Raw genomic sequence first — 19,328 nt, 5'->3', positions numbered from 1 at the left:
TCCGGGGTTTTGGTATCGTCTTCGTCTAAATCGCCGCGCTTGCCTGCGGAAAGCCTTAAAGCTTGCCGGCCCGCTGCTGGATCATCATGAACGTATCGAAAGTGTATTCCGACAGCTGCATCCACAGATAGGCGTCCCGCTTGAAGGCGGTCTGATCGTCGTAGATCTTCTTGAAATACTGGTTCGTGCCCGAGATTTCGCTGTAGATGCCCGTCGCCGCCTGGAAGCAGGCTTCCATGATCTCCTGACTGAACGGGCGCAGCGTCGCGCCTTCCGCGACGAGCTGCTTCAACGCGGTCGGGTTCTTCGTGTCGTACTTCGCCAGCATGTTGGTGTTGGCGAAGGCGCAGGCGTCGGTCAGCGCTGCCTGATAATGCTTGGGCAGGCTGCTCCATTTTTCAAGATTGAAGAACCCATGCACCGTCGGGCCACCTTCCCACCAGCCCGGATAATAGTAGTACTTCGCCACCTTGTGGAAGCCGAGCTTCAGGTCGTCATAGGGGCCGACGAATTCCGCCGCATCGATCGTGCCTTTTTCCAACGCCGGATAGATGTCGCCGCCGGCGATCTGCTGCGGGATGACGCCAACCTTCTCCATGACGCGGCCGGCGAGACCGGCAATACGCATCTTGACTCCCTTGAGGTCATCGAGCGTATTGATTTCCTTGCGGAACCAGCCACCCATCTGCGCACCGGTATTGCCGGCCGGCAGCGCATACATGCCCTGCGTCGCATAAAACTCGTTCATCAGCTTGTTGCCGTTGCCTTCATAGTACCAGGCATTGGTCAGGCGGCTGTTCAGCCCGAACGGAATGGCCGTTCCGATGGCATAGGTCGGGTCCTTGCCAACGAAATAATAGGAGGTAGTGTGGGCTGCCTCGACCGTACCGGCGGCAACCGCATCGACGGCCTGCAGGCCGGGGACGATTTCACCGGCAGCGAAGGGCTGGATCGTGAAATTCCCGTCTGTCGCGGCGGCAACATGCTTGGCGATATCCTCGGCGCCGCCATAGATCGTATCCAAGCTCTTCGGAAACGACGACGTCATGCGCCACGCGATCTTCGGATTCTCCTGCGCGATCGCAGGCGCTGCCAATGCCGTTGCGGCGACCGCACCGGCGCCGGCGGTTCCCGCCTTCTTGAAAAACGAACGACGATCCATCAAAAACCTCCCATATAGATGACACTGCGCGGCCAATCTCACCCCTACCCGCAGCAAGGGCAAAGCTAAGCATGGCGCAAGCCGCGATTCAAGCTTTAGTCTATTAGCCTTTGGCATCAAGACGGCAATAAGGCAGCCCGCACCTATCCATCAGAATCAGCGGCTTAGCGGTAAACCGGAAAGGCAGGACGCCGCTTCCGTCGCAATTTGGCCACCTGATACAGCCAAGCGTTGACTTGACGGCCGTTCAGGCGGAAGAAACGACGAGCATAATGATTTTGACCGGGGCTGATATGACGAAACCGATCGTTGCCATTCCTGCCGATATCCGTAGCTTCGACGGCGCGACCTGGCATGCCGTGCAGCATCAATATCTGCGCGCCGCATTGAACGCATCCGGTGTCATGGCCTTCATCATCCCCGCTTTCGAGGAGAGCTACGATACCGATGCGATCCTCGACCGCGTCGACGGCCTGCTGGTCTCCGGTTCGGCCAGCAATGTTCATCCCTCGCTCTACGGTGCCGAGGCGAATGACAAGGACGGCCCCTTCGACCCCGCCCGCGACGCCACCAGCCTGCCGCTCATCCGCCGCGCCATCGACCGCGCCATCCCGCTGCTCGCCATCTGCCGCGGCATCCAGGAGCTGAATGTCGCCCTCGGCGGCTCGCTGGCAAGCGAGATCCAGGAGCAGCCCGGCATCTGGGACCATCGCCGGCCAGAAGGCGTCGACCGGGACGGCATGTACGCCATTCGCCAGACCGTCCACGTCAAGGAAGGTTCCTGCATCGCAGGCATTCTCGGTCCGGGCGAGATCCGCGTGAATTCCCTGCATCGCCAGGCAATCGCCAGAACCGCCCCACGCCTGCAGGTGGAAGCGGTCGCCGAGGACGGCACGGTGGAGGCCGTTTCCGTTATCGACGCCAAGGCTTTCGCTGTCGGCGTGCAATGGCATCCGGAATATTGGGCTGAAACCGACAAGTCCTCGAACCAGCTGTTCGCCGCTTTCGGCGACGCCGTCCGCAGCTATGCTGCGGCCAAGCTGCCGGTCTCCCCCGCGGCAGTCGATCGCCTGACGGCACAACGCCGGCGAGCCACCAGACCCGCCGGGCGTTGAACCGCGTCGATCAATGGTGATCTTCGTCCTCGTCATCATGCTCATGCTTGAGCCAGGTGCAGAGCTCCGCCGGCAGCAGTTTCTCATAGGCATCGTCGCTGCCGACGAACTCCCCAAGATCCTTGACGCTGACGAAGCCGACATTCGGAAATTGCTCTGCCGCGCTGCGCAGGAAGTCGAAGCGTTCGTCACCGACGCCGACCATGACATAGTATATCTGCGATTCGGCGTGCTCGGCCTTCTGCAGCAGCGTCCAGGCCGCATCCCGGTCGGCATTCTCGCCATCCGTCAGGAAGTAGTTGATCGCCGGAACACCCGAACGTGTCTCCTCGCCGAATGTATCGCGGCTCATCCCGAAGATCATGCCGAGCAGGCCGCCAGCCGCCTCCTCTTCCATCAAACCATATGTCATCAGGTTCGAGCGGATGACTGGGCCGTAATCGGTGCCACCCCAGAGCACGGTTTTCAGCTTATTATTGCTGATGATCTCGCGCTCGACGTAACCTTCGTAATTTTTCGCGGTAGCCGGCGCGAGCGATGCCATCTTCTCCTGATTGGAGAACACCCAGGTATCGATACGCCCGTCATCATCGAAATAGAGAGCGACGGGAAGAATACGCTCGAGCGCCGCCTGTACCGCACCGGATTTGAAAAGGTCGCTCATCGAGCCCGAGACATCGATGTTGAGGCCGACCTGCGCCGGAATGCGCTCGTGAATGCCCTGTTTCTGAAGGACGAAGCCGACGCGGCGAACTTCTTCCTCGGGCTTGTGCAGCTTGAATGTCGTCATGGGTCATCCCTCCGATTTGAGTTTTCCTAGAATACGCGCGTGAATGCCGCGCAACGGCGCTCCGGCGGCGCCGGCCTGCGCTGGTGATTGAGCGGTTCGCGCCGCCGTCAGCGCCGCGGAATAGGCCGCATGCCACGCCGGCAGCTCCTCCTGCAACAGGCCTTCTGCAGCGTGTCCCAATGCCTCGACGTGTCGTGCAACGGCAGCAACCGTCCGCGTGCTCACCTCGATCGTGGCTTTCGTGGCCGCGAGACTGACAGTCCTCGTCTCGATCGCTTCGGCTTGCGAGGTGTAATGGGCCTGCCGCTCGTGATCGGACAGTTGGAGCCCGCTGACGTAATGAACGAGGAAACGCCCCGCCAGGATATGGGCCGCCAGATTGCGGTCGAGCGTCGCATAGCCTTTGCCGACCGCGCGCAGCTCTTTCGCGATGACGACAATCTCGGGAGCAAGCGCATCGAGTTCCTTCGCCAAGGCCTGCACTTCAGGGTAAAGCTGCGAATACAGGCCGGCAGGCTCGCGCGGCGCCGTCAGCGCTTTGATCGCCCTCAGAACGCCGCCGCGAACGGCAAAGACGCGGTCAGGGTCGAGATCGCCGAGACGCTGGAGCAGCTCGGCACTCAGGCGCTTTCCACGCGCCAACACTTCGCTGTCGACAAGGGCGAGTTCGCTTTCGGCAAGCCTGCCATGCTCTGTCTGGAGGCTAGCGCCGAAGCGCACGACGTCGTCGAAATGATGGTCGTCGAGATTGGTCCCGTCAACGATGCGCAACGCCATTGACGCAAGCGATGCCGCAGCGTTGGCGTCGATCTCCAGAAGCGCCGCCACGCTGCAGGGAATGCGCCGGCGAACTTCGCCGGCCGCAAGAACGCGCGGTGTGTCGCCTTTGAGTGTCGGGGCTTGCGGCGAACCAAACAGGATTCTCGGTTCGGCAGGCGGCCGGGAAGGAGCGGCAACGTCAGGCGATGCGCTTTCCGGAAAAAGCACCTTTGGCAACCGGCCCGGCTGCTTTTCCGGTGGTCCATCTGCCTCGCCGCTTGTCAATTGAGGCTCCCGCTCAGCCGAAATAGGCTTGAATGATGTCGCCAAGTCCGGCGTTCGATCCCGCGCCGACGGCATGGAATCGCCAGGATCCATCCGGCTGTTTCAGAAAGGAAGCCACCTGTATCGTCGTCTTGCCGGCAAACTCGGCCGTAAGCTGATAGCGGCAGAGCTCGTCGTCCATCGCATCGCAAACTTCGATATAGGCGTTCTTGACCTTGCCGAAATCCTGTCTCTTGCGCTCGGCATCATGGATCGTCGCCCAGACGGCAAGCTCCGAGACCTCCCCCGGCAGCTTCGCCAGCACGATCTTGAACTCCTCGCGGAAACCCTCGTCATGGTGACCGCCGCCATGGTCGTCTTCGTCACCGTCATCGTCCGGTTCTGACCCTTTTATCAGGCCGCCACGTCCGGTCCGGTCATCGCGTTCGTGCCACATCGAGCCGTCATCCGTCTGGAAGGAGCCGTCGGCGTTCTTGATGAGCGAGCCTTCCGGATTGCCGGAACTGCGCACGAAAGCATAACACAGCGCATGCGAGCCTTCATTGTAGAGCCGCGCACGGTTGGCATCGCCACCGGGATGGACCAGCGCAAAACAATGCACATCGAGATCGAAGGCCGGGCCCGAACCTTCGGGCGGATCCCAGACAAGTCCCGAATGGACGAGCTGGATTTCCTTCTGGATCTGAAATGACTGACCCTTGTTGAGCTTGAAGGTTGCCATGCGCTGTATTTCTCCTGAAGTCTCAGATCGGGCGATCGGTCACGATTTGGCGCGCTTGCTCGAGCTTGACGCGGGCGGCGGCATAACGCTCCTTGTTTCGCTCGCCTTCGGCGACCACCTTGTCGGCGATATTACGCAGCCGCTGCGCGGTGCTAAGCACCAGATCGGCATCGGCAAGCCGGGTCTCCCCGGCAGCCTTGACTGAATTGACCGAGACATCCTCGAGCACCTCGGATCCATATTGCTGAAGCGATGCGCGCAATTCGCGCCGCATGGCATTCATCTGCTGGATCGACTGCATCTGGAAGAGTGCGTGCAGCCGGATCAGGATCGACTTGATGTCGTTGAATTCTGCGTTGGCCGAGGTGACCGTATCCGCAAGGGTCGAAAGCGCCGCACCCCGGGCAATACCGATCGAATCGAGATCGGCCGGCGCCTTGGCATAGGCGGTTTCAAGAACGAGGACCCGGTTCTGGAAGATATCGAGCTTCTGCGAGAAATCACGGGCTTCCTGCACCTTGAGCGGATCGCCGGAGGCCGCCTCGTTGGTCAACCGGTCAAGTTCGTGGCCGGCATCGGCAAGGATACGTCGGCCGGCCTCGACGAAGACGCCGAGAGACACGATCGTATCGCGATACCCCTGCGCCAGCGTGCTCATGCGCGACACCTCGAGGATGAGCTTGCCGCTCTCCTCCTCGATCTGCGCCTCCATCGGCCTGACAAGATCACCGAGGGACTTGGCCTTGCTTTGCAGCATGCCGCGAACCTCGTCCGTCACCGTCTTCAGGCGTTTGGCCGGGTCACCAAGGCCGACAGCGATCAGCAGGCGCTCGAGGAAACTGCCCTTCAGCTTTTCCCGGATACTTGCCTCGAGCCCTTGGAGATCGGCGCCGTTGATGCCGTTCCGGATCGTCCGGAACAATTCGAACAGCACCGGCGACTGCGCATTGGTAATCTGCGAAAGGATGGCATCGAGCTTGGCGCCGAAACCGCCGATGGCCTCCTGGCCGAAGGTAATCAAAGTATGCGGCTCCGCCGTTGCCAGCCGGTACCGCTCTGCAAGCTCGCTGACCTCGCCGGCTTTCTCAGGCGGAAGAATAACCGTCACGACCGCCGGCAGACTGCCGGTCGAAATCGCCGGCATCAGACCCTGGTCGGTCTCGAGGGTCGTCGTGTTCGACGCACTTGGCTCCGACATGCCGTCAATTCCTTTTCTTCGGCTAGCCTGTCGACGCGGCTCCAAGCCGTACGGAAGGTTGCGAACATAAGTTGTAAAAATCGGCGAGAATGTAACCGAAGGGATCGTGCCGAGCAACATATCGTCCAACAACAACAGTCGATTGACAGAGCCGGTATCGGTATCAGAGACCTGAAGCATATCGCATGAATCAAGTTCTATCCGACGCACCTAAGCCTTCTGCGGCGTCTCCGGCACCGGCGTCAGCGCCGCACCCTTCTCGAACCAGGCGATGAGATTGTCGGCGACGAGATCGGCCATCGCATTGCGTGTCGGCACGGACGCGGAGGCGACGTGCGGCAGCAGCACGGCATTGGTCGGCTCAAACAGGTCGGCCGGCACCGTGGGCTCTTCATAGAAGACGTCCAGACCGGCAGCACCGAGCGCGCCGGAAGCAAGCGCGGCACTCAGCGCCTCCTCGTCCACCGTCCAGCCGCGGCCGACATTGACGAGGATGCCGTCAGGGCCGAGTGCTGCCAGAATATCGGCATCGATCGTCTTGTGCGTCTGCGGCGTCTTCGGAACGATGGCGATCAGCGTATCCACGGCCTCCACCAGCCCCTTCAACGTCGGGTGATAATCGTAGGACACATCGGCATGGCGTGAACGCGTGTGATAACTGATCTTCACCTTGAACGGCTCCAGCCGCTTGGCGATTTCGAGCCCGATGCGGCCAAGGCCATAAAGCCCGACATGGCGGCCCTTGAGCGAGAAGCGCGACAGCGGATAGGCCGTGCCCGGCTTCCAGTTGCCCGCACGCAGCCAAGCTTCGGCCCGCGGCAGTTCGCGAACCGTGTTCAGCAGCAGGCCGATCGCCGTATCGGCGACCTCGTCGTTCAGCACCTCAGGCGTATTGGTGACGACGATGCCTTTTTCTGCGGCGCGTTTCACGTCGATGCCGTCATAACCGACACCGAAATTGGCGATCACTTCAGCATGCGGCAGTTGGTCCATCCAGGCGCCTGGGAAGGAACCGGAAACGGCGACGCCGCGGATGCGGCCGGCGGTCTCGCTGTCCAGTGCAAGCTTCTCCTCGCGTGCGACGGCAATAATCTCAAAACGATCCTTCAGCCTTTCGAGAACACGCTCGTGTATCTTCCCGGGAACGAGAATGGCGATGCGAGACATGGCTTTTCCTCTTGGATGGCGGTCGTGGTTCAGGCGCGGGGCCGATGGGGACTGGTGGACTGGCGAATGCGCATTTCCGGCTTGATCAGATGCATGCCATCAGGCTCATGGCTGCCGGCAAGGCGATCGAGCAGCGCCCGGGCGGCCAGGCGCCCGACCTCGGCCTGCCCGTTCCAGACGGTCGTTAGCGCCGGCGTAGCGATCGAGGCCTCCTCGAGATCGTCGTAACCGGTGACGGAAATATCGCGTCCCGGCACCAGACCGGCGCGTGCAATGCCGTTCATCAGGCCGATCGCCACGAGATCGTTCCAGCAGACGGCTGCGGTCGGCTTCTGCGGCAGCGAAAGGAAATGCACTGCAGCCTCGAAACCGCCCTGTTTCGAGCGCGGTCCGGGAATGCGCAGGTTCGGATCGACCTCGATGCCGGCCTTGCGCAGCGAGTTGACATAACCCTGGTAGCGATCGCGGCCGGTGGATGTCTGGTCCGTGCCGCCGATCATGGCGATCGAGCGGTGGCCAAGGCCGATCAGGTGGTTGGTGGCGAGCGAGATGCCGTAGCTGTCGTCGCCGCGATAGGTCGGCAGGTCCTGCCCTTCCATCGAGCGGGCGACCAGGATCGCCGGCATGCCGTTCTCTTCCGCCAGCTGCACGTCTTCCGGCGGCGTACCGATCGCCGGCGACATGATGACGCCGTCACCGCCGAGCTGCAGGAGTGTCTCGATGAAGGTGCGCTGCTTTTCGACATTGTCGTAATGGTTGGAAAGGATGAAGGTGTGGCGGCTGCGATCGAGCTCGCTTTCGATCGCCTTCAGGATCTCGCCATAGAAGGGGTTCATGATGTCGTGCACGACGACGCCGATGATGCCGGAGCGCGAAGTGCGAAGGCTGGCGGCACGGCGATTGTAGATATAGCCGAGCGCGCGGGCCTGTTCCTTGATCTTCTCCCGGGTATTGCTGGCGACGAGCGGACTGTCGCGTAAGGCAAGCGATACGGTCGCCGTTGAAATGCCGAGCGTTTCGGCGATTGTCGAAAGCTTGATCTTCTGGACCACGTGTCCTCCTCCAGGCAGCACGCAAGCGACAAGACCCCGCCGTCAAACCGGCGCGGCCCTTAAAATGTTTAATTAAAAGATTTAATCGATGGAAGCAATTCGTCTTTCGGGGAAATTTCAGTCTTCGTCCGGTTCTTCGATAGGAATGGCTTCGGCCTGCAGATTGGCATCGATCGCCTTCAGCAGGCGGACGAGATTGCGGATTTCCTTCTCGGAGAACTCCTGCGTCGCCAGCATGTCGCAGGCCGAAGCCGCCATCTCGATCCCCTGAACGCTGCCACGGCCGAGGTCGGTGAGATAGACTTTGGTGAGGCGCGCATCCTCGGCATCGGGTTTGCGCTCGAGGAAGCCCTGCGCCTCCATGCGACCGATGGTACGCGTCATCGTCGGCGCCTTGACGCCGAGCTTCTGGGCAAGGCCGCCTGCCGTCATGCCGTCGCTCTCGGCAAGCGAGAGGATGACGCCATCCTGGCCGGCATAGAGGCCGCTTTCAAGCAGGTTGCGCGAGAGCACTGTCCGCATCGAACGCGCTGCCTGGGTCAGGGCCGGGGAGAGATCGATGAGCGTATACTCGGTCTGGTCCTTCTTCTTGGACTTGTTCTTTTTACCGTCCTTGTGCTTCTTTCCCATAGCCATCCCTTTGATCTTTAAGCCCCGACGCCGCTGCGATATGACATTGCCCAGGATCTCGTCATAAACAAGAGGCAACAACCGGATGATGACACCTTCGCCGCGCTTCGAGGACAGCAACCCGGCCTTTGCACCTGACGGGCGCCGTTTGATCGCCGTGCTGCCGCTCGGCGCCCATGAACAGCACGGCCCTCACCTGCCCTTCGAAACCGACACTCTGATTGCCGAAGGCATCGCCGGGCGATTGAAGATAGCCTTGCCCGCTGGCCTGCCGGTTACCTTCCTGCCCGCCGATTCCATCGGCTATTCCATAGAGCATATGGATGTTGAAGGAACGAAGACGCTTGCCTTCGACGAAGCGGTAAACCGCTGGCTCGGCATCGCCGAAGGCCTGGCGAAGCAGGGCATCCGCAAATTCGTGATGCTGAACGCCCATGGCGGCAATTCGCCCGTCATATCAGTCGTCGCGACCGAGGCGCGGGTCCGCTTTGCCATGCTGGCGGTGGCGACGAGCTGGACCCGTTTCGGCGTGCCGGATGGCGTGGTCACGTCGGAGGAAAAGGCGATCGGCATCCATGGCGGCGATATCGAGACCTCGGTTATGCTGGCACTTCATCCCGATAAGGTTGATATGGCGAAGGCGGCAGACTTCCCCTCGCGACAGACGGAATTCGCCGAGCGTTTCAAGCATCTGCGCGCCCACGGGCCGCACGCCTTCGGCTGGAAGATGTCGGACCTTAATGCCGAAGGCGTGGCAGGCAACGCCGCAGCTGCGACGGCGCAAAAGGGTGAGGCGCTGATTACCCATGCGGTCAAGGGACTGGTGGAACTGCTGGAGGATGTCGATGCATTTGACGTCACTCAGCTGCGGTAAATATGGCTCATCTGCGCCGCGCAAACGATGTGATCTTATAACATTATAAAACCCTTTGAACTGCCACGCTCAAGCCATTATATGAGACCAACCGTTCAAGCAGCCGATCCCAAGCCGCTCGGCCGCACGCCTAATCCTAGAGGTTCTCATGACCGACGCGATCTCCACCCTGAAGCCCATTCCCGTTACCGTGCTCACCGGCTATCTCGGCGCCGGCAAGACGACGTTGCTCAACCGCATTCTCTCCGAAAATCACGGCAAGAAATATGCGGTCATCGTCAATGAATTCGGCGAAATCGGCATCGACAACGACCTGATCGTCGAGTCGGACGAAGAAATCTACGAGATGAACAATGGCTGCGTCTGTTGCACTGTGCGCGGCGACCTGATCCGCGTCGTCGAAGGTCTGATGCGCCGTCCCGGCCGCTTCGACGGCATCATCGTCGAAACGACAGGCCTTGCCGATCCAGTGCCGGTCGCCCAGACCTTCTTCATGGATGACGACGTGCGCGCCAAGACCGAGCTCGACGCCGTCGTCGCCCTCGTCGATGCCAAGCACCTGCCGCTGCGCCTGAAGGACAGCCGCGAGGCCGAGGATCAGATCGCCTTCGCCGATGTCGTCATCATCAACAAGAGCGACCTCGTGACCCCGGAAGAACTTGATGTGATCGAGGATATCGTCCGCGCCATCAACCCGGCCGCCCGCGTCTACAAGACCAGCCGCTCGGGCGTCGATCTCGCTCGCGTGCTCGATCAGGGCGCCTTCAACCTGGAGCGCGCGCTCGAAAACGATCCGCATTTCCTTGAGCAGGGCCATGACGACCATGTCTGCGGCCCCGATTGCGATCACGACCACCACCATCATGACCATGACCATGACCATGATCATCACGGCCACGACCATCACCACCATGGCGCGATGTCGGCGATCCACGATGTAACGGTGCAGTCGGTGTCGCTGCGCGGCGGCGAGATGAACCCGGAGCGCTTCTTCCCCTGGATCCAGAAGATCACCCAGACGCAGGGGCCTAATATTCTGCGTCTCAAGGGCATCATCGCCTTCAAGGACGATCCCGAGCGTTACGTCGTTCAGGGCGTGCACATGATCATCGAGGGCGATCACCAACGGCCGTGGAAGGAAGGCGAAAAGCACGAGAGCCGTCTCGTCTTCATCGGCCGCGAACTCGACCGCGAGAAGCTCGAAGCCTCCTTCAAGGCCTGCGGGGCCGCCGCCTAATGCCGACAGTTGCACCGCTTGATCTCGACGGCCACGTTCTCGCCGTCGAATTTTTAGGTGATGTTCCCTTCTTCGCAAGCGCAAACGGTACTTTCCACCGGCTGGAAGGCGGCGACAGGGTTTCCGAAGCCCACCAGGGCATGCTCACCGCCATTCGTGATCCCTACAGCGAGAGCCTGATATCGGGCGGCGAGGACGGCAAGGTGCTGCGCATTGCCGCCGACGGCAGCGTCAGCGAAATCGCGACCGCGCCGCGCAAGTGGATTTCGCAGGTCGCAGCCGGCCCGCAGGGTGCCGTTGCCTATTCCTACGGCAAGAGTTCGCTCGTGCGCCTTGCCGATGGCACGACCAAGGAATTCCCCGAGGAGCGCACGGTCGAAGGCCTTGCCTTTGCGCCGAAGGGCCTGCGCATCGCGGCGGCGCGCTACAACGGCGTGTCGCTGCACTGGATCGGCATGAACGCCAAGCCGGTCGATCTGGAATGGAAGGGTGCGCATACCGGCGTCACCTTCTCGCCGGATGGCAATTTCCTTGTCACCTCGATGCAGGAAAACGCACTGCACGGCTGGAAGCTAGACATCAAGCCCGGCACCGAAGCCCGCCACATGCGCATGACCGGCTACCCCTCCAAGGTGAAATCGCTCTCCTGGTCGGTCAAGGGCAAGTGGCTCGCCTCTTCAGGCGCGCCTGCGGCAATCGTCTGGCCCTTCCAGGGCAAGGACGGGCCGATGGGCAAGGCGCCGCTGGAGCTCGGCACTCGCGCCAATATCATGGCGACTGCGGTGAAGTTCCATCCGCTCGAGGATATCCTCGCCATCGGCTTCATCGACGGCATGATCTTGGCCGTGCGCATCGCCGACAGCAAGGAAGCGCTGCTGCGCCGACCTGGTAAGGGCGCGATCACGGCGATGAGCTGGAGCAAAAACGGTAAGCTGCTCGCCTTCGGCTCCGAAGCCGGCGACTGCGGCGTCATCGATATTGCGGCCTGAGCCCGCTGCCGGCAATGGACGACGCCCTGACGGAACCCGAAATCGTGACGCTGACGGCCGACCACATGCATGCCGCAGCCGAAATCAGACGTGTCGCCCTGTGGCAGCGGCTGCCCTGGCTGCCGGATGTGCATACGCCCGAGGAAGAGGAGCAGTACTGGCGCATGCATCTGCTGCCGAATTTCTCGATCCTCGGCGCTGCCACGGGCAACCGGCTCGTGGGTGTCATCGCCTATGGCGACAACTGGATAGAGCAGCTTTACGTTCTCCCCGACTTTCAAGGCAAGGGCATCGGCTCCCTGCTTCTCGGCTGCGCCAAGGAAGAGATGGACGAGATCAGGCTCTGGACGTTCCAGCGTAATGTGGGCGCTCGCGCTTTCTACCAACGGCACGGTTTTACCGCCGAAGAGGAGACCGATGGCGCCGACAACGAAGAACGGGAGCCTGATGTGCTCTATCATTGGCGCCGGCTTCCGGAGCGGACACCTGGCCTGCAACCGTCGTACGGCTAGAAGATAATCAGGGCTTGCCAAATGCCTTGCCCGGGCGAAACATGAACCGCACCGGAAGCGCTTTGCGCGCCACCCTGGCTGACAGAGGAAGCGGGAATGTCGAAATCGATCGGCCTCGGTTTGGCCGAGCAACAGCCGCAGGCTTTGGGCGATGCATCCGTCTGGACCGTGATCCGCGCCGAGGCCGCCGACCTTGCCGCACGCGAGCCGATATTGCAGCGGCTGCTTGCCGCTGAGGTAACCGACACCGCCAACAACGATGAGATCATCGCCCGCGTGCTGGCCGCGCGGCTCTCCGTGGCGCAGGTGGAAACAAGTGATCTGTTCGATCTCATCCTGTCCACACTTGATGCCGATATCATGCGGAAGGTCGAGGCCGATCTCATCGCCGTGCGCGAGCGCGATCCGGCCTGCACCACATTTCTGCACGCGCTTCTCAATCTCAAGGGCTTTCATGCGCTGCAGACGCATCGTATCGCCCATGCGCTCTGGGTCGCCGGCCGGCCGGAGATCGCCAGTTGGCTCGCCAATCTCGTTTCGCTGGTCTTCGGCCCGGATATCCATCCGGCGGCGCGGATCGGCGCGTCCATCATGCTCGACCACGGTTCGGGCATCGTCATCGGCGAAACGGCTGTGATCGAGGATGAAGTGTCGATCCTGCAGAACGTCACGCTCGGCGGCACCGGCAAGGAGACCGGCGACCGCCACCCGAAGATACGCCACGGCGTGATGATCGGCGCGGGCGCCAAGATCCTCGGCAATATCGAAATCGGCGCCTTCAGCAAAGTTGCCGCCGGTAGCGTCGTGCTCAAATCGGTGCCCGAGCATTGCACGGTCGCCGGCGTGCCAGCCGCCGTCGTACGCATCCACCGCGCCGATGAAATCCCGGCCGAGACGATGGACCAGAACATCTAGGATCGCTCCGAGATAAAGGGTTCGGCCCTTTTCGCTAAGCGGCCTGCTGATTTTCCCAGAAGGCTTCGACGCGGTTGCGGCCTTCGCGCTTTGAACGATAGAGCGCCTCATCCGCCTTCTGCATCAGCCGTTCAAAATCTCCGCCGCGTTCCCCGCGCGCGGCAACGCCGATACTCAGCGTCGGAAAGATCGCCAGGTCCGGCTGCTGCATGACGGCAGCGGCGAAGGCGAGACGGATGCGCTCGGCAATCGCCACCGCATCTTCGCAGGAAACATTTCTCAGCACCGCCAGGAACTCATCGCCACCTTGGCGGGCGAGCAGATCGTCGGAGCGCATGATACCTCTCGAAACGCTGGCGAAAAGCCGCAGCATGTCGTCGCCGGCGGCATGGCCATGCCTGTCGTTCAACTGCTTGAAATGGTCGATGTCGATGATCAGCAGCGATACCGGCTGGGAACCGAGAGCCGGCAGATGCTGGGCAAGGCCGCCGCGATTGAGCGCGCCGGTCAGCGGATCGTGGTGAGCGAGTTCCGTCAGCTGATTTCGGCTGCGCTCGGCGGCCATCAGCACCATGGCCATGCTGAGCAGCATGATGAACGCGACCGCCGACACCGCCATCCAGCTGTGAATTGCACTGCTGCCGAAAGGATCCGGCCCGCCAATCTCACCGGTCGCCGCGAGAATGCTGCGAACCGCAAAGATCGCCGCAGTGCAGACATAGAGACCGACAAGCAAGGCTGCCGAATAAAGCCTCTCGCGCCGGACAATGCCAATTGCCTCCCTTGCGACGGCAAGATCGCAGAGGCAGCAGATGACGGAGACGTAGAGGAGCCTCGCCGAGACTGCCGACGGATCGCTGACGATGAGTACGACAGGAACGCTGACGAGGACGATGGCAAGCCAGAAGGTGCGCTGGTCGAGCGCTCGTCCCGAAAACACCCGCACGGCAAAGAACATCAGCATGTAGCCGGCGATGGTGACGATATTGCCGCCGTCGATCGAGACGGAGGTGGGAACGAGATTGCGCAACGCGACGAGGAAGGACCCGACGCCGACAAGAAGGTTGCTCAGACCCCACCACAGCGGCCACCTCTCGAAGCGGCCGGTCGCATAGGCTGCAAGCTGGAGAATGCCCAGCACGAAACAGCTCACGGCAACAATGAAATAGATTGTCCTGAGATCCAGCAGCATGGCGCTTTCCCGAAATTCCCGTGGAACTTACAGCAAGCGTTTTGCGGTTTGATTGGAGGCTTCGCTAAGAATTTAACGATCTCGGGGTTTTCCTGCTGCATAATGCAGCAATTCAAGCGTTGCAGCGTCCTTTACGCGTCTGCAAAGACACGCGGCACTGTCTTCAGGCGGCCCGCACCGCGCCGATAATGTCCGCCAACAGACCGTGCAGCAAGTCCCTGTAGCCATTCCGGGCAGACGAACCGCTCTCTTCCGAGGTCATGACGACGGTGAGATCGAGCGACGGCACGATGTAGAGCATCTGCCCGCCATAACCCCAGGCGAAATGCACCTGCTCGCCGCCGATCTGCCGCGTGAACCAGCCATAGCCATATTCATCGCCCGAGAAGCGCGAGTTTGTGCGCTGCTGCCACGACTGGGAGATCCAGTCGGCAGGGACGATCTGGCGGCCATCGGCGGTCTTGCCGCCGTTGCGGTAGAGTTCGCCGAAGGCAAGCAGCGACCGGGCGCTCATCGCCATCTGATTGCCGCCGAGATAGATGCCCTGCGGATCGCGCTCCCAGGCACCGATGCGGAAACCGTCGACAGGACCCAGCCATTCGCGCGCCAGCGCCAGCGTCGACCGCCGGCCGACCTTGGTGAGAATGGCCGAAAGCAGATGCGTGGATGCGGTGGAGTAGAGCATCTCGCCACCGGGCTGATCGACGAAAGGCTGCGAGAGCGCAAAACGCACCCAGTTGCGCGAGGAGACCCAGTGGCCGTAGTTCGGCCCCGACATGCGATCGAGCCCGGCCTGCATGGATAGAAGATTACCGATGGTGATGTCGTTGATGCGCGGGTCTGGTGATGCCGGAAGATCCGCCTTAAGGATCGGCGCGATCTTCTGATCCGGCCCGTTGAGCAGGCCTTTGTCGATGGCGATACCGACCAGCGCCGAAATGATCGACTTCGAAGCGGATTTGATATTGGTCGATTCCGACGGCGAATGACCATGGAACCCGCGCTCGCTGAGCATGCGTCCGTCGCGAGCGACGATCACCGTCTTGAGAGACCCCATCGCAGGGTCGCTCGCCGCGTGATCGAGACGCGGACCAAGCCCGGCAACGGCGGAAGCCGTGCTCTGGGCAGCCACCGGCTCCGTTGCGGCAAGCGGCAGGCAGAGGAGAAGCAGAAGGGAGAGAAGGCGGATCATGCGGCGCAAGATAGGATATCGCCGCGACATGTTCGCGTGCCGTCGGCCCGTTTCACGCGATTGTGTTTCCGCGTGCGCCGGGGAGCTAGCGACCACGCGCCGCTTCACCCGCCAAAAAGATATCCGCGCCGCAACCACACCAGGCCCGCCTGCCTGGGTGGTCAAACGGCGCGGACAGTACCAGCCGGGGGAAGAATTCCCGACCTGGCCGGCCGGTCGGCGCAGCCTTACAGAGCCGCGCGTCTTTTCGGGTCGATCCGCTAGGCTGCGCGGCGAACCGGCGCGCTGGCCAGCATGCGCCCCGAAGGGACGATCATGCCGGCCGCGCCGTCAAGCCAGCCTTCCGTGAGTTCGAGCGCAAGAAAGCGCGAGCGTTCGAACGGACCCGGCATGACGAGATGGCAGGCCTTTTCGGCAAAGAAGCCGAAACGCTCGTAATAGGCCGCATCGCCGACGAGCAGGACGGCGCCATGCCCGCGATTCTTCGCTTCGAGGACCGCCGCGCGCATCAACGCCGCGCCGATGCCCTTGCCGCCATGCTGCGAGGCAACAGCGAGCGGCCCGAGCAGCAGTGCATTGATCGGCGTGCCTTCGTCATTGACGCCGGCCTCGATGTTCCAGAGCCGCACCGTACCGATGACACGGCCGTCGCGATCGCGCGCGACGAGCGCAAGACCCTCGGCCGGAACCCGGTTGCGGCGGATCTTCTCCGACGATTTCTTGCGGCGATCCGCGCCCATGACGCGGTCGAGCAGGTTTTCACGAGCAACGACATCCGAGGGATTTTCGGCGTCGATGGTGAAAGTGGTGGGCGCAAAGAATGCGCGGACAGAATCAAGAACAGCGGCCATCTTGGCCTCCCGTACCCAATACCGTTATCAGCGGCGATGAAGGAAAATTGTGAAATTGCCGCCCCGGCTGGTTACGGGGCCGGCGGAAACGACCTTAGATGACGTAAGCCTTCAGCGGTTCGAAACCGTTGAAAGCGACCGCCGAATAGGTCGTCGTATAGGCGCCGGTGCCTTCGATCAGAACCTCGTCGCCGATCGAAAGGGAGATCGGCAGCGGATAAAGGTTCTTCTCGTAGAGCACGTCGGCCGAATCGCAGGTCGGGCCGGCGATGACGCAGGGCTCCATCTCATCGCCGTCGTGATCCGTGCGGATCGGATAGCGGATGGCTTCGTCCATCGTCTCGGCGAGACCGCCGAACTTGCCGATGTCGAGGAAGACCCAGCGGGCATCGTCATTGTCCGACTTCTTCGAAATCAGAACGACTTCCGCCTTGATGACACCGGCATTGCCGACCATGCCGCGGCCCGGCTCGATGATCGTCTGCGGGATCTGGTTGCCGAAATGCGTGCGCAGCGCCTGGTAGATCGACTTGCCGTAAGCTTCTGCGGACGGAACGTCACGCAGGTACTTGGTCGGGAAGCCGCCGCCCATGTTGACCATCTGCAGGTGGATACCCTGCTTGGCAAGCGATACGAAGACGCGCTTGGCATCGGCGAGCGCCGAATCCCAGGCATCGACCTTGGTCATCTGCGAACCGACATGGAACGAGACGCCGTAGGAGTGCAGGCCAAGCTGATGGGCGTAGACGAGAACGTCGACAGCCATCTGCGGAACGCAGCCGAACTTGCGCGACAGCGGCCATTCAGCGCCTTCACCATCCGTGAGCACGCGGCAGAAGACACGGGCGCCGGGAGCGGCGCGCGAAATCTTCTCGACTTCCTCATGGCTGTCGACGGCAAAGAGGCTGACGCCGAGCGCATGCGCGCGGGCAACGTCACGTTCCTTCTTGATCGTGTTGCCGTAGGAAATGCGGGCGGCAGTCGCGCCGGCTTCGAGCGCCATTTCGATTTCGGCAACGGATGCGCAATCGAAATTGGAGCCGAGGCCCGCGAGCAGCTTCAGCACTTCCGGGGCCGGGTTGGCCTTGACGGCATAGTAGATGGCGCTGTCCGGCATGGCGTGACGGAAGGCGTGGAAATTGTCGCGAACGACGTCGAGGTCAACCACGAGGCAGGGACCATCGGGACGTCGGGTTGCGAGAAAGTCGCGGATGCGCTGGGTGGTCATATCGATTCCCTCTTCCAATTCCAGAGCTCCGGTTTGAACCGGAGGACAAAGGGCATACGATAGCTCGCATTGGAACCAGCCGGTGGAGACCCCGGAACCATAGCAAGCGCTCGATGCGCGGATAGTGAACCAACGCCGCGATGCGGTGTAAGTTCGGCTTTGTCTGCCATGGATTGGAGGGAGAATCCCAACCGCACTTCCGGCAATGATGGTGTGCCTCTTCAGTAACCCCCGCTGATGGAAAGCAGGGAGAGAACAAAAAGGCCCGCACCGTCGTTGCTTCAGGCGTCCTCGCATTTTCCGGTTGGCCGGAATAGCGACTGGAGGGGTTAATTCCAGGTACCTTACCGATTTCCTCACCAATTCGAGGGTTCGGCGGACACCCATGGGCACGTGCGACTTTGGGCTGAGTGGGAAATAAGAATATTCGCCTTCATAATCAAGCGATTTTTTGATCTTGGGCCAAAAAAATAATTGAACAAAACAAGCCAATTTGTTCAACATTCCGAAACAGCCCGAGGGGTGCCATGGATACCTTGACCCGCATACGTGCTTTCATCGATGTCGTCGAAGCCGAGGGCTTTTCCGCTGCGGCGCGGCGCACCGGCCGCTCGAAGGCGCTGCTCTCCAAATATGTGCGTGAACTGGAGGATGAGCTCGGCGCGCTGCTGCTCAACCGTACCACCCGGCAGTTCTCGATGACTGAAGCTGGCCACACCTATTATCGCACCGCTTCCGATATCCTCAAGGAGATCGACAACCTCGCCGATCTCGTGCGTGAGAACAATGCACAGCTCAAGGGACGGCTGCGCATTTCCGTGCCGCGCACGTTCGTCGATGCCGATGTCGGCCAGTCGCTGATCGATTTCGCCAAGGAGAACCCCGACCTTTCGCTGGAGATCGCTGCCGATGACCGGTTCGTCGATCTGATAGAGGAAGGCTTCGACGTGGCGATCCGCATCACCAAGCTCGAAGATTCCGGCATGATCGCCCGCAAGATCTCGGATTTCCGCATCCATATCTGCGCCACACCCGAGTTTCTCGAGCGTTATCCCGATCTCGATCACCCGACGGCCCTTTCCAACGTCCCCTTCATCGTCGACACCAATGCGCGCACCCAGGCGAGCATCCGTTTCCACAATCCCGACAACACCTCGTTCGCCGTCGCCGTTTCCGGACCGATAGAGGTCAACAGTCCGCATGCGACATTACGCGCGGCACTCGCCGGTATCGGCATAGCCTTCATCCCGGATTTCATCGCCCGCAAACCGATCGAGAGCGGCGAACTGGTAACGCTGTTCAATGATTACATCCCGACCGACCGCGGCATCTATGCCGTCTATCCGCACCGGCGCTACCTGCCGGCCAAGGTAAGGATCTTCGTCGATTACCTGCACAACTGGTTCAAGAAGCATCCGTAGGGCGACGGCCTCACGGAGCGATGCGACATTCCGCCCCG

General features: G+C 61.4%; 19 protein-coding genes. 7 read left to right on the top strand and 12 right to left on the bottom strand.

The features are described from left to right. Nucleotides 1-55 precede the first annotated feature (55 nt). A complete protein-coding gene (locus C3Y91_RS01585; RefSeq protein ID WP_003552852.1) occupies nucleotides 56-1,162 on the bottom strand; it encodes a TRAP transporter substrate-binding protein in 1,107 nt (368 codons plus the stop codon). Between the two features lie 293 nt (nucleotides 1,163-1,455). Between C3Y91_RS01585 and C3Y91_RS01580 the strand changes: the two genes are divergently transcribed. Then, nucleotides 1,456-2,277 (top strand): gamma-glutamyl-gamma-aminobutyrate hydrolase family protein, encoded by an 822-nt coding sequence (locus C3Y91_RS01580; RefSeq protein ID WP_168574907.1) that lies wholly within the window; start codon nucleotides 1,456-1,458, stop codon nucleotides 2,275-2,277. 10 nt (nucleotides 2,278-2,287) lie between these two features. On the opposite strand, the gene C3Y91_RS01575 is transcribed toward C3Y91_RS01580, so the two are convergent. The 7 genes from C3Y91_RS01575 to C3Y91_RS01545 form a co-directional block, all read right to left on the bottom strand. Continuing rightward, on the bottom strand, nucleotides 2,288-3,067 hold the full coding sequence (locus tag C3Y91_RS01575; protein WP_024322302.1) for a VWA domain-containing protein: 780 nt from the start codon (nucleotides 3,065-3,067) through the stop codon (nucleotides 2,288-2,290). Between the two features lie 3 nt (nucleotides 3,068-3,070). Then, nucleotides 3,071-4,111, bottom strand: a complete 1,041-nt coding sequence (locus C3Y91_RS01570; protein WP_168574906.1) for a hypothetical protein — start codon at nucleotides 4,109-4,111, stop codon at nucleotides 3,071-3,073. A 13-nt stretch (nucleotides 4,112-4,124) separates the two neighbouring features. Beyond that, nucleotides 4,125-4,832, bottom strand: coding sequence for a TerD family protein (locus C3Y91_RS01565; RefSeq protein ID WP_024322300.1), 708 nt, complete (start codon nucleotides 4,830-4,832; stop codon nucleotides 4,125-4,127). A gap of 22 nt (nucleotides 4,833-4,854) precedes the next feature. Continuing rightward, nucleotides 4,855-6,030 (bottom strand): Toxic anion resistance protein (TelA), encoded by a 1,176-nt coding sequence (locus C3Y91_RS01560; protein WP_168574905.1) that lies wholly within the window; start codon nucleotides 6,028-6,030, stop codon nucleotides 4,855-4,857. A gap of 210 nt (nucleotides 6,031-6,240) precedes the next feature. After that, on the bottom strand, nucleotides 6,241-7,197 hold the full coding sequence (locus C3Y91_RS01555) for a 2-hydroxyacid dehydrogenase (RefSeq protein ID WP_168574904.1): 957 nt from the start codon (nucleotides 7,195-7,197) through the stop codon (nucleotides 6,241-6,243). 29 nt (nucleotides 7,198-7,226) lie between these two features. Then, nucleotides 7,227-8,249, bottom strand: a complete 1,023-nt coding sequence (locus tag C3Y91_RS01550; RefSeq protein WP_018072753.1) for a LacI family DNA-binding transcriptional regulator — start codon at nucleotides 8,247-8,249, stop codon at nucleotides 7,227-7,229. A 117-nt stretch (nucleotides 8,250-8,366) separates the two neighbouring features. Next, nucleotides 8,367-8,879 carry a MarR family winged helix-turn-helix transcriptional regulator gene (locus tag C3Y91_RS01545; protein WP_168574903.1) on the bottom strand — a complete coding sequence of 171 codons (513 nt, stop codon included), beginning with the start codon at nucleotides 8,877-8,879 and terminating at the stop codon, nucleotides 8,367-8,369. Between the two features lie 85 nt (nucleotides 8,880-8,964). Between C3Y91_RS01545 and C3Y91_RS01540 the strand changes: the two genes are divergently transcribed. From C3Y91_RS01540 to cysE, 5 genes are all read left to right on the top strand, one after another. Further along, nucleotides 8,965-9,753 carry a creatininase family protein gene (locus C3Y91_RS01540; protein ID WP_168574902.1) on the top strand — a complete coding sequence of 263 codons (789 nt, stop codon included), beginning with the start codon at nucleotides 8,965-8,967 and terminating at the stop codon, nucleotides 9,751-9,753. A 148-nt stretch (nucleotides 9,754-9,901) separates the two neighbouring features. Further along, the gene (locus C3Y91_RS01535) at nucleotides 9,902-10,990 is read left to right on the top strand and encodes a CobW family GTP-binding protein (RefSeq protein ID WP_024322294.1); all 1,089 of its coding nucleotides are present in this window, start codon (nucleotides 9,902-9,904) and stop codon (nucleotides 10,988-10,990) included. Next, nucleotides 10,990-11,979 carry a WD40 repeat domain-containing protein gene (locus C3Y91_RS01530; protein WP_075224432.1) on the top strand — a complete coding sequence of 330 codons (990 nt, stop codon included), beginning with the start codon at nucleotides 10,990-10,992 and terminating at the stop codon, nucleotides 11,977-11,979. The genes C3Y91_RS01535 and C3Y91_RS01530 overlap by 1 nt, the downstream gene beginning before the upstream one ends. Nucleotides 11,980-11,993: 14 nt before the next feature. Further along, nucleotides 11,994-12,491, top strand: a complete 498-nt coding sequence (locus C3Y91_RS01525) for a GNAT family N-acetyltransferase (RefSeq protein WP_168574901.1) — start codon at nucleotides 11,994-11,996, stop codon at nucleotides 12,489-12,491. A 96-nt stretch (nucleotides 12,492-12,587) separates the two neighbouring features. Next, nucleotides 12,588-13,406: a serine O-acetyltransferase gene (gene cysE, locus C3Y91_RS01520; RefSeq protein WP_024322291.1), complete on the top strand. Its 819-nt coding sequence runs from the start codon at nucleotides 12,588-12,590 to the stop codon at nucleotides 13,404-13,406. Between the two features lie 34 nt (nucleotides 13,407-13,440). On the opposite strand, the gene C3Y91_RS01515 is transcribed toward cysE, so the two are convergent. The 4 genes from C3Y91_RS01515 to odc2 form a co-directional block, all read right to left on the bottom strand. Further along, complete coding sequence (locus C3Y91_RS01515; RefSeq protein WP_168574900.1) at nucleotides 13,441-14,598, bottom strand: GGDEF domain-containing protein; 1,158 nt, start codon at nucleotides 14,596-14,598, stop codon at nucleotides 13,441-13,443. A gap of 163 nt (nucleotides 14,599-14,761) precedes the next feature. Continuing rightward, nucleotides 14,762-15,790: a serine hydrolase domain-containing protein gene (locus C3Y91_RS01510; RefSeq protein ID WP_130792047.1), complete on the bottom strand. Its 1,029-nt coding sequence runs from the start codon at nucleotides 15,788-15,790 to the stop codon at nucleotides 14,762-14,764. A 260-nt stretch (nucleotides 15,791-16,050) separates the two neighbouring features. Next, nucleotides 16,051-16,641 (bottom strand): GNAT family N-acetyltransferase, encoded by a 591-nt coding sequence (locus tag C3Y91_RS01505; protein ID WP_024322288.1) that lies wholly within the window; start codon nucleotides 16,639-16,641, stop codon nucleotides 16,051-16,053. 94 nt (nucleotides 16,642-16,735) lie between these two features. Next, complete coding sequence (gene odc2 / locus C3Y91_RS01500; protein ID WP_018072744.1) at nucleotides 16,736-17,869, bottom strand: ornithine/lysine decarboxylase; 1,134 nt, start codon at nucleotides 17,867-17,869, stop codon at nucleotides 16,736-16,738. 527 nt (nucleotides 17,870-18,396) lie between these two features. Between odc2 and C3Y91_RS01495 the strand changes: the two genes are divergently transcribed. Further along, the gene (locus C3Y91_RS01495) at nucleotides 18,397-19,290 is read left to right on the top strand and encodes a LysR family transcriptional regulator (protein ID WP_018483511.1); all 894 of its coding nucleotides are present in this window, start codon (nucleotides 18,397-18,399) and stop codon (nucleotides 19,288-19,290) included. The last annotated feature ends 38 nt before the right edge of the window (nucleotides 19,291-19,328 follow it).

Source organism: Rhizobium ruizarguesonis, assembly GCF_012349115.1.
In the GTDB taxonomy this organism is placed as follows: domain Bacteria; phylum Pseudomonadota; class Alphaproteobacteria; order Rhizobiales; family Rhizobiaceae; genus Rhizobium; species Rhizobium ruizarguesonis.
Note: the sequence above shows the minus strand (reverse complement) of the source record. Positions and strands in the feature narration are given on the sequence as shown.

Excerpts from the sequence above, each read along its gene's own strand:
- C3Y91_RS01565 (WP_024322300.1), bottom strand. The coding sequence starts at position 4,832 with ATGGCAACCTTCAAGCTCAACAAGGGTCAGTCATTTCAGATCCAGAAG.
- C3Y91_RS01545 (WP_168574903.1), bottom strand. The coding sequence starts at position 8,879 with ATGGGAAAGAAGCACAAGGACGGTAAAAAGAACAAGTCCAAGAAGAAG.
- C3Y91_RS01555 (WP_168574904.1), bottom strand. The coding sequence starts at position 7,197 with ATGTCTCGCATCGCCATTCTCGTTCCCGGGAAGATACACGAGCGTGTT.
- C3Y91_RS01510 (WP_130792047.1), bottom strand. The coding sequence starts at position 15,790 with ATGATCCGCCTTCTCTCCCTTCTGCTTCTCCTCTGCCTGCCGCTTGCC.
- C3Y91_RS01505 (WP_024322288.1), bottom strand. The coding sequence starts at position 16,641 with ATGGCCGCTGTTCTTGATTCTGTCCGCGCATTCTTTGCGCCCACCACT.
- C3Y91_RS01560 (WP_168574905.1), bottom strand. The coding sequence starts at position 6,030 with ATGTCGGAGCCAAGTGCGTCGAACACGACGACCCTCGAGACCGACCAG.
- C3Y91_RS01515 (WP_168574900.1), bottom strand. The coding sequence starts at position 14,598 with ATGCTGCTGGATCTCAGGACAATCTATTTCATTGTTGCCGTGAGCTGT.
- C3Y91_RS01540 (WP_168574902.1), top strand. The coding sequence starts at position 8,965 with ATGATGACACCTTCGCCGCGCTTCGAGGACAGCAACCCGGCCTTTGCA.
- C3Y91_RS01585 (WP_003552852.1), bottom strand. The coding sequence starts at position 1,162 with ATGGATCGTCGTTCGTTTTTCAAGAAGGCGGGAACCGCCGGCGCCGGT.
- C3Y91_RS01535 (WP_024322294.1), top strand. The coding sequence starts at position 9,902 with ATGACCGACGCGATCTCCACCCTGAAGCCCATTCCCGTTACCGTGCTC.
- C3Y91_RS01575 (WP_024322302.1), bottom strand. The coding sequence starts at position 3,067 with ATGACGACATTCAAGCTGCACAAGCCCGAGGAAGAAGTTCGCCGCGTC.
- C3Y91_RS01495 (WP_018483511.1), top strand. The coding sequence starts at position 18,397 with ATGGATACCTTGACCCGCATACGTGCTTTCATCGATGTCGTCGAAGCC.
- odc2 (WP_018072744.1), bottom strand. The coding sequence starts at position 17,869 with ATGACCACCCAGCGCATCCGCGACTTTCTCGCAACCCGACGTCCCGAT.
- C3Y91_RS01530 (WP_075224432.1), top strand. The coding sequence starts at position 10,990 with ATGCCGACAGTTGCACCGCTTGATCTCGACGGCCACGTTCTCGCCGTC.
- C3Y91_RS01580 (WP_168574907.1), top strand. The coding sequence starts at position 1,456 with ATGACGAAACCGATCGTTGCCATTCCTGCCGATATCCGTAGCTTCGAC.
- C3Y91_RS01525 (WP_168574901.1), top strand. The coding sequence starts at position 11,994 with ATGGACGACGCCCTGACGGAACCCGAAATCGTGACGCTGACGGCCGAC.
- cysE (WP_024322291.1), top strand. The coding sequence starts at position 12,588 with ATGTCGAAATCGATCGGCCTCGGTTTGGCCGAGCAACAGCCGCAGGCT.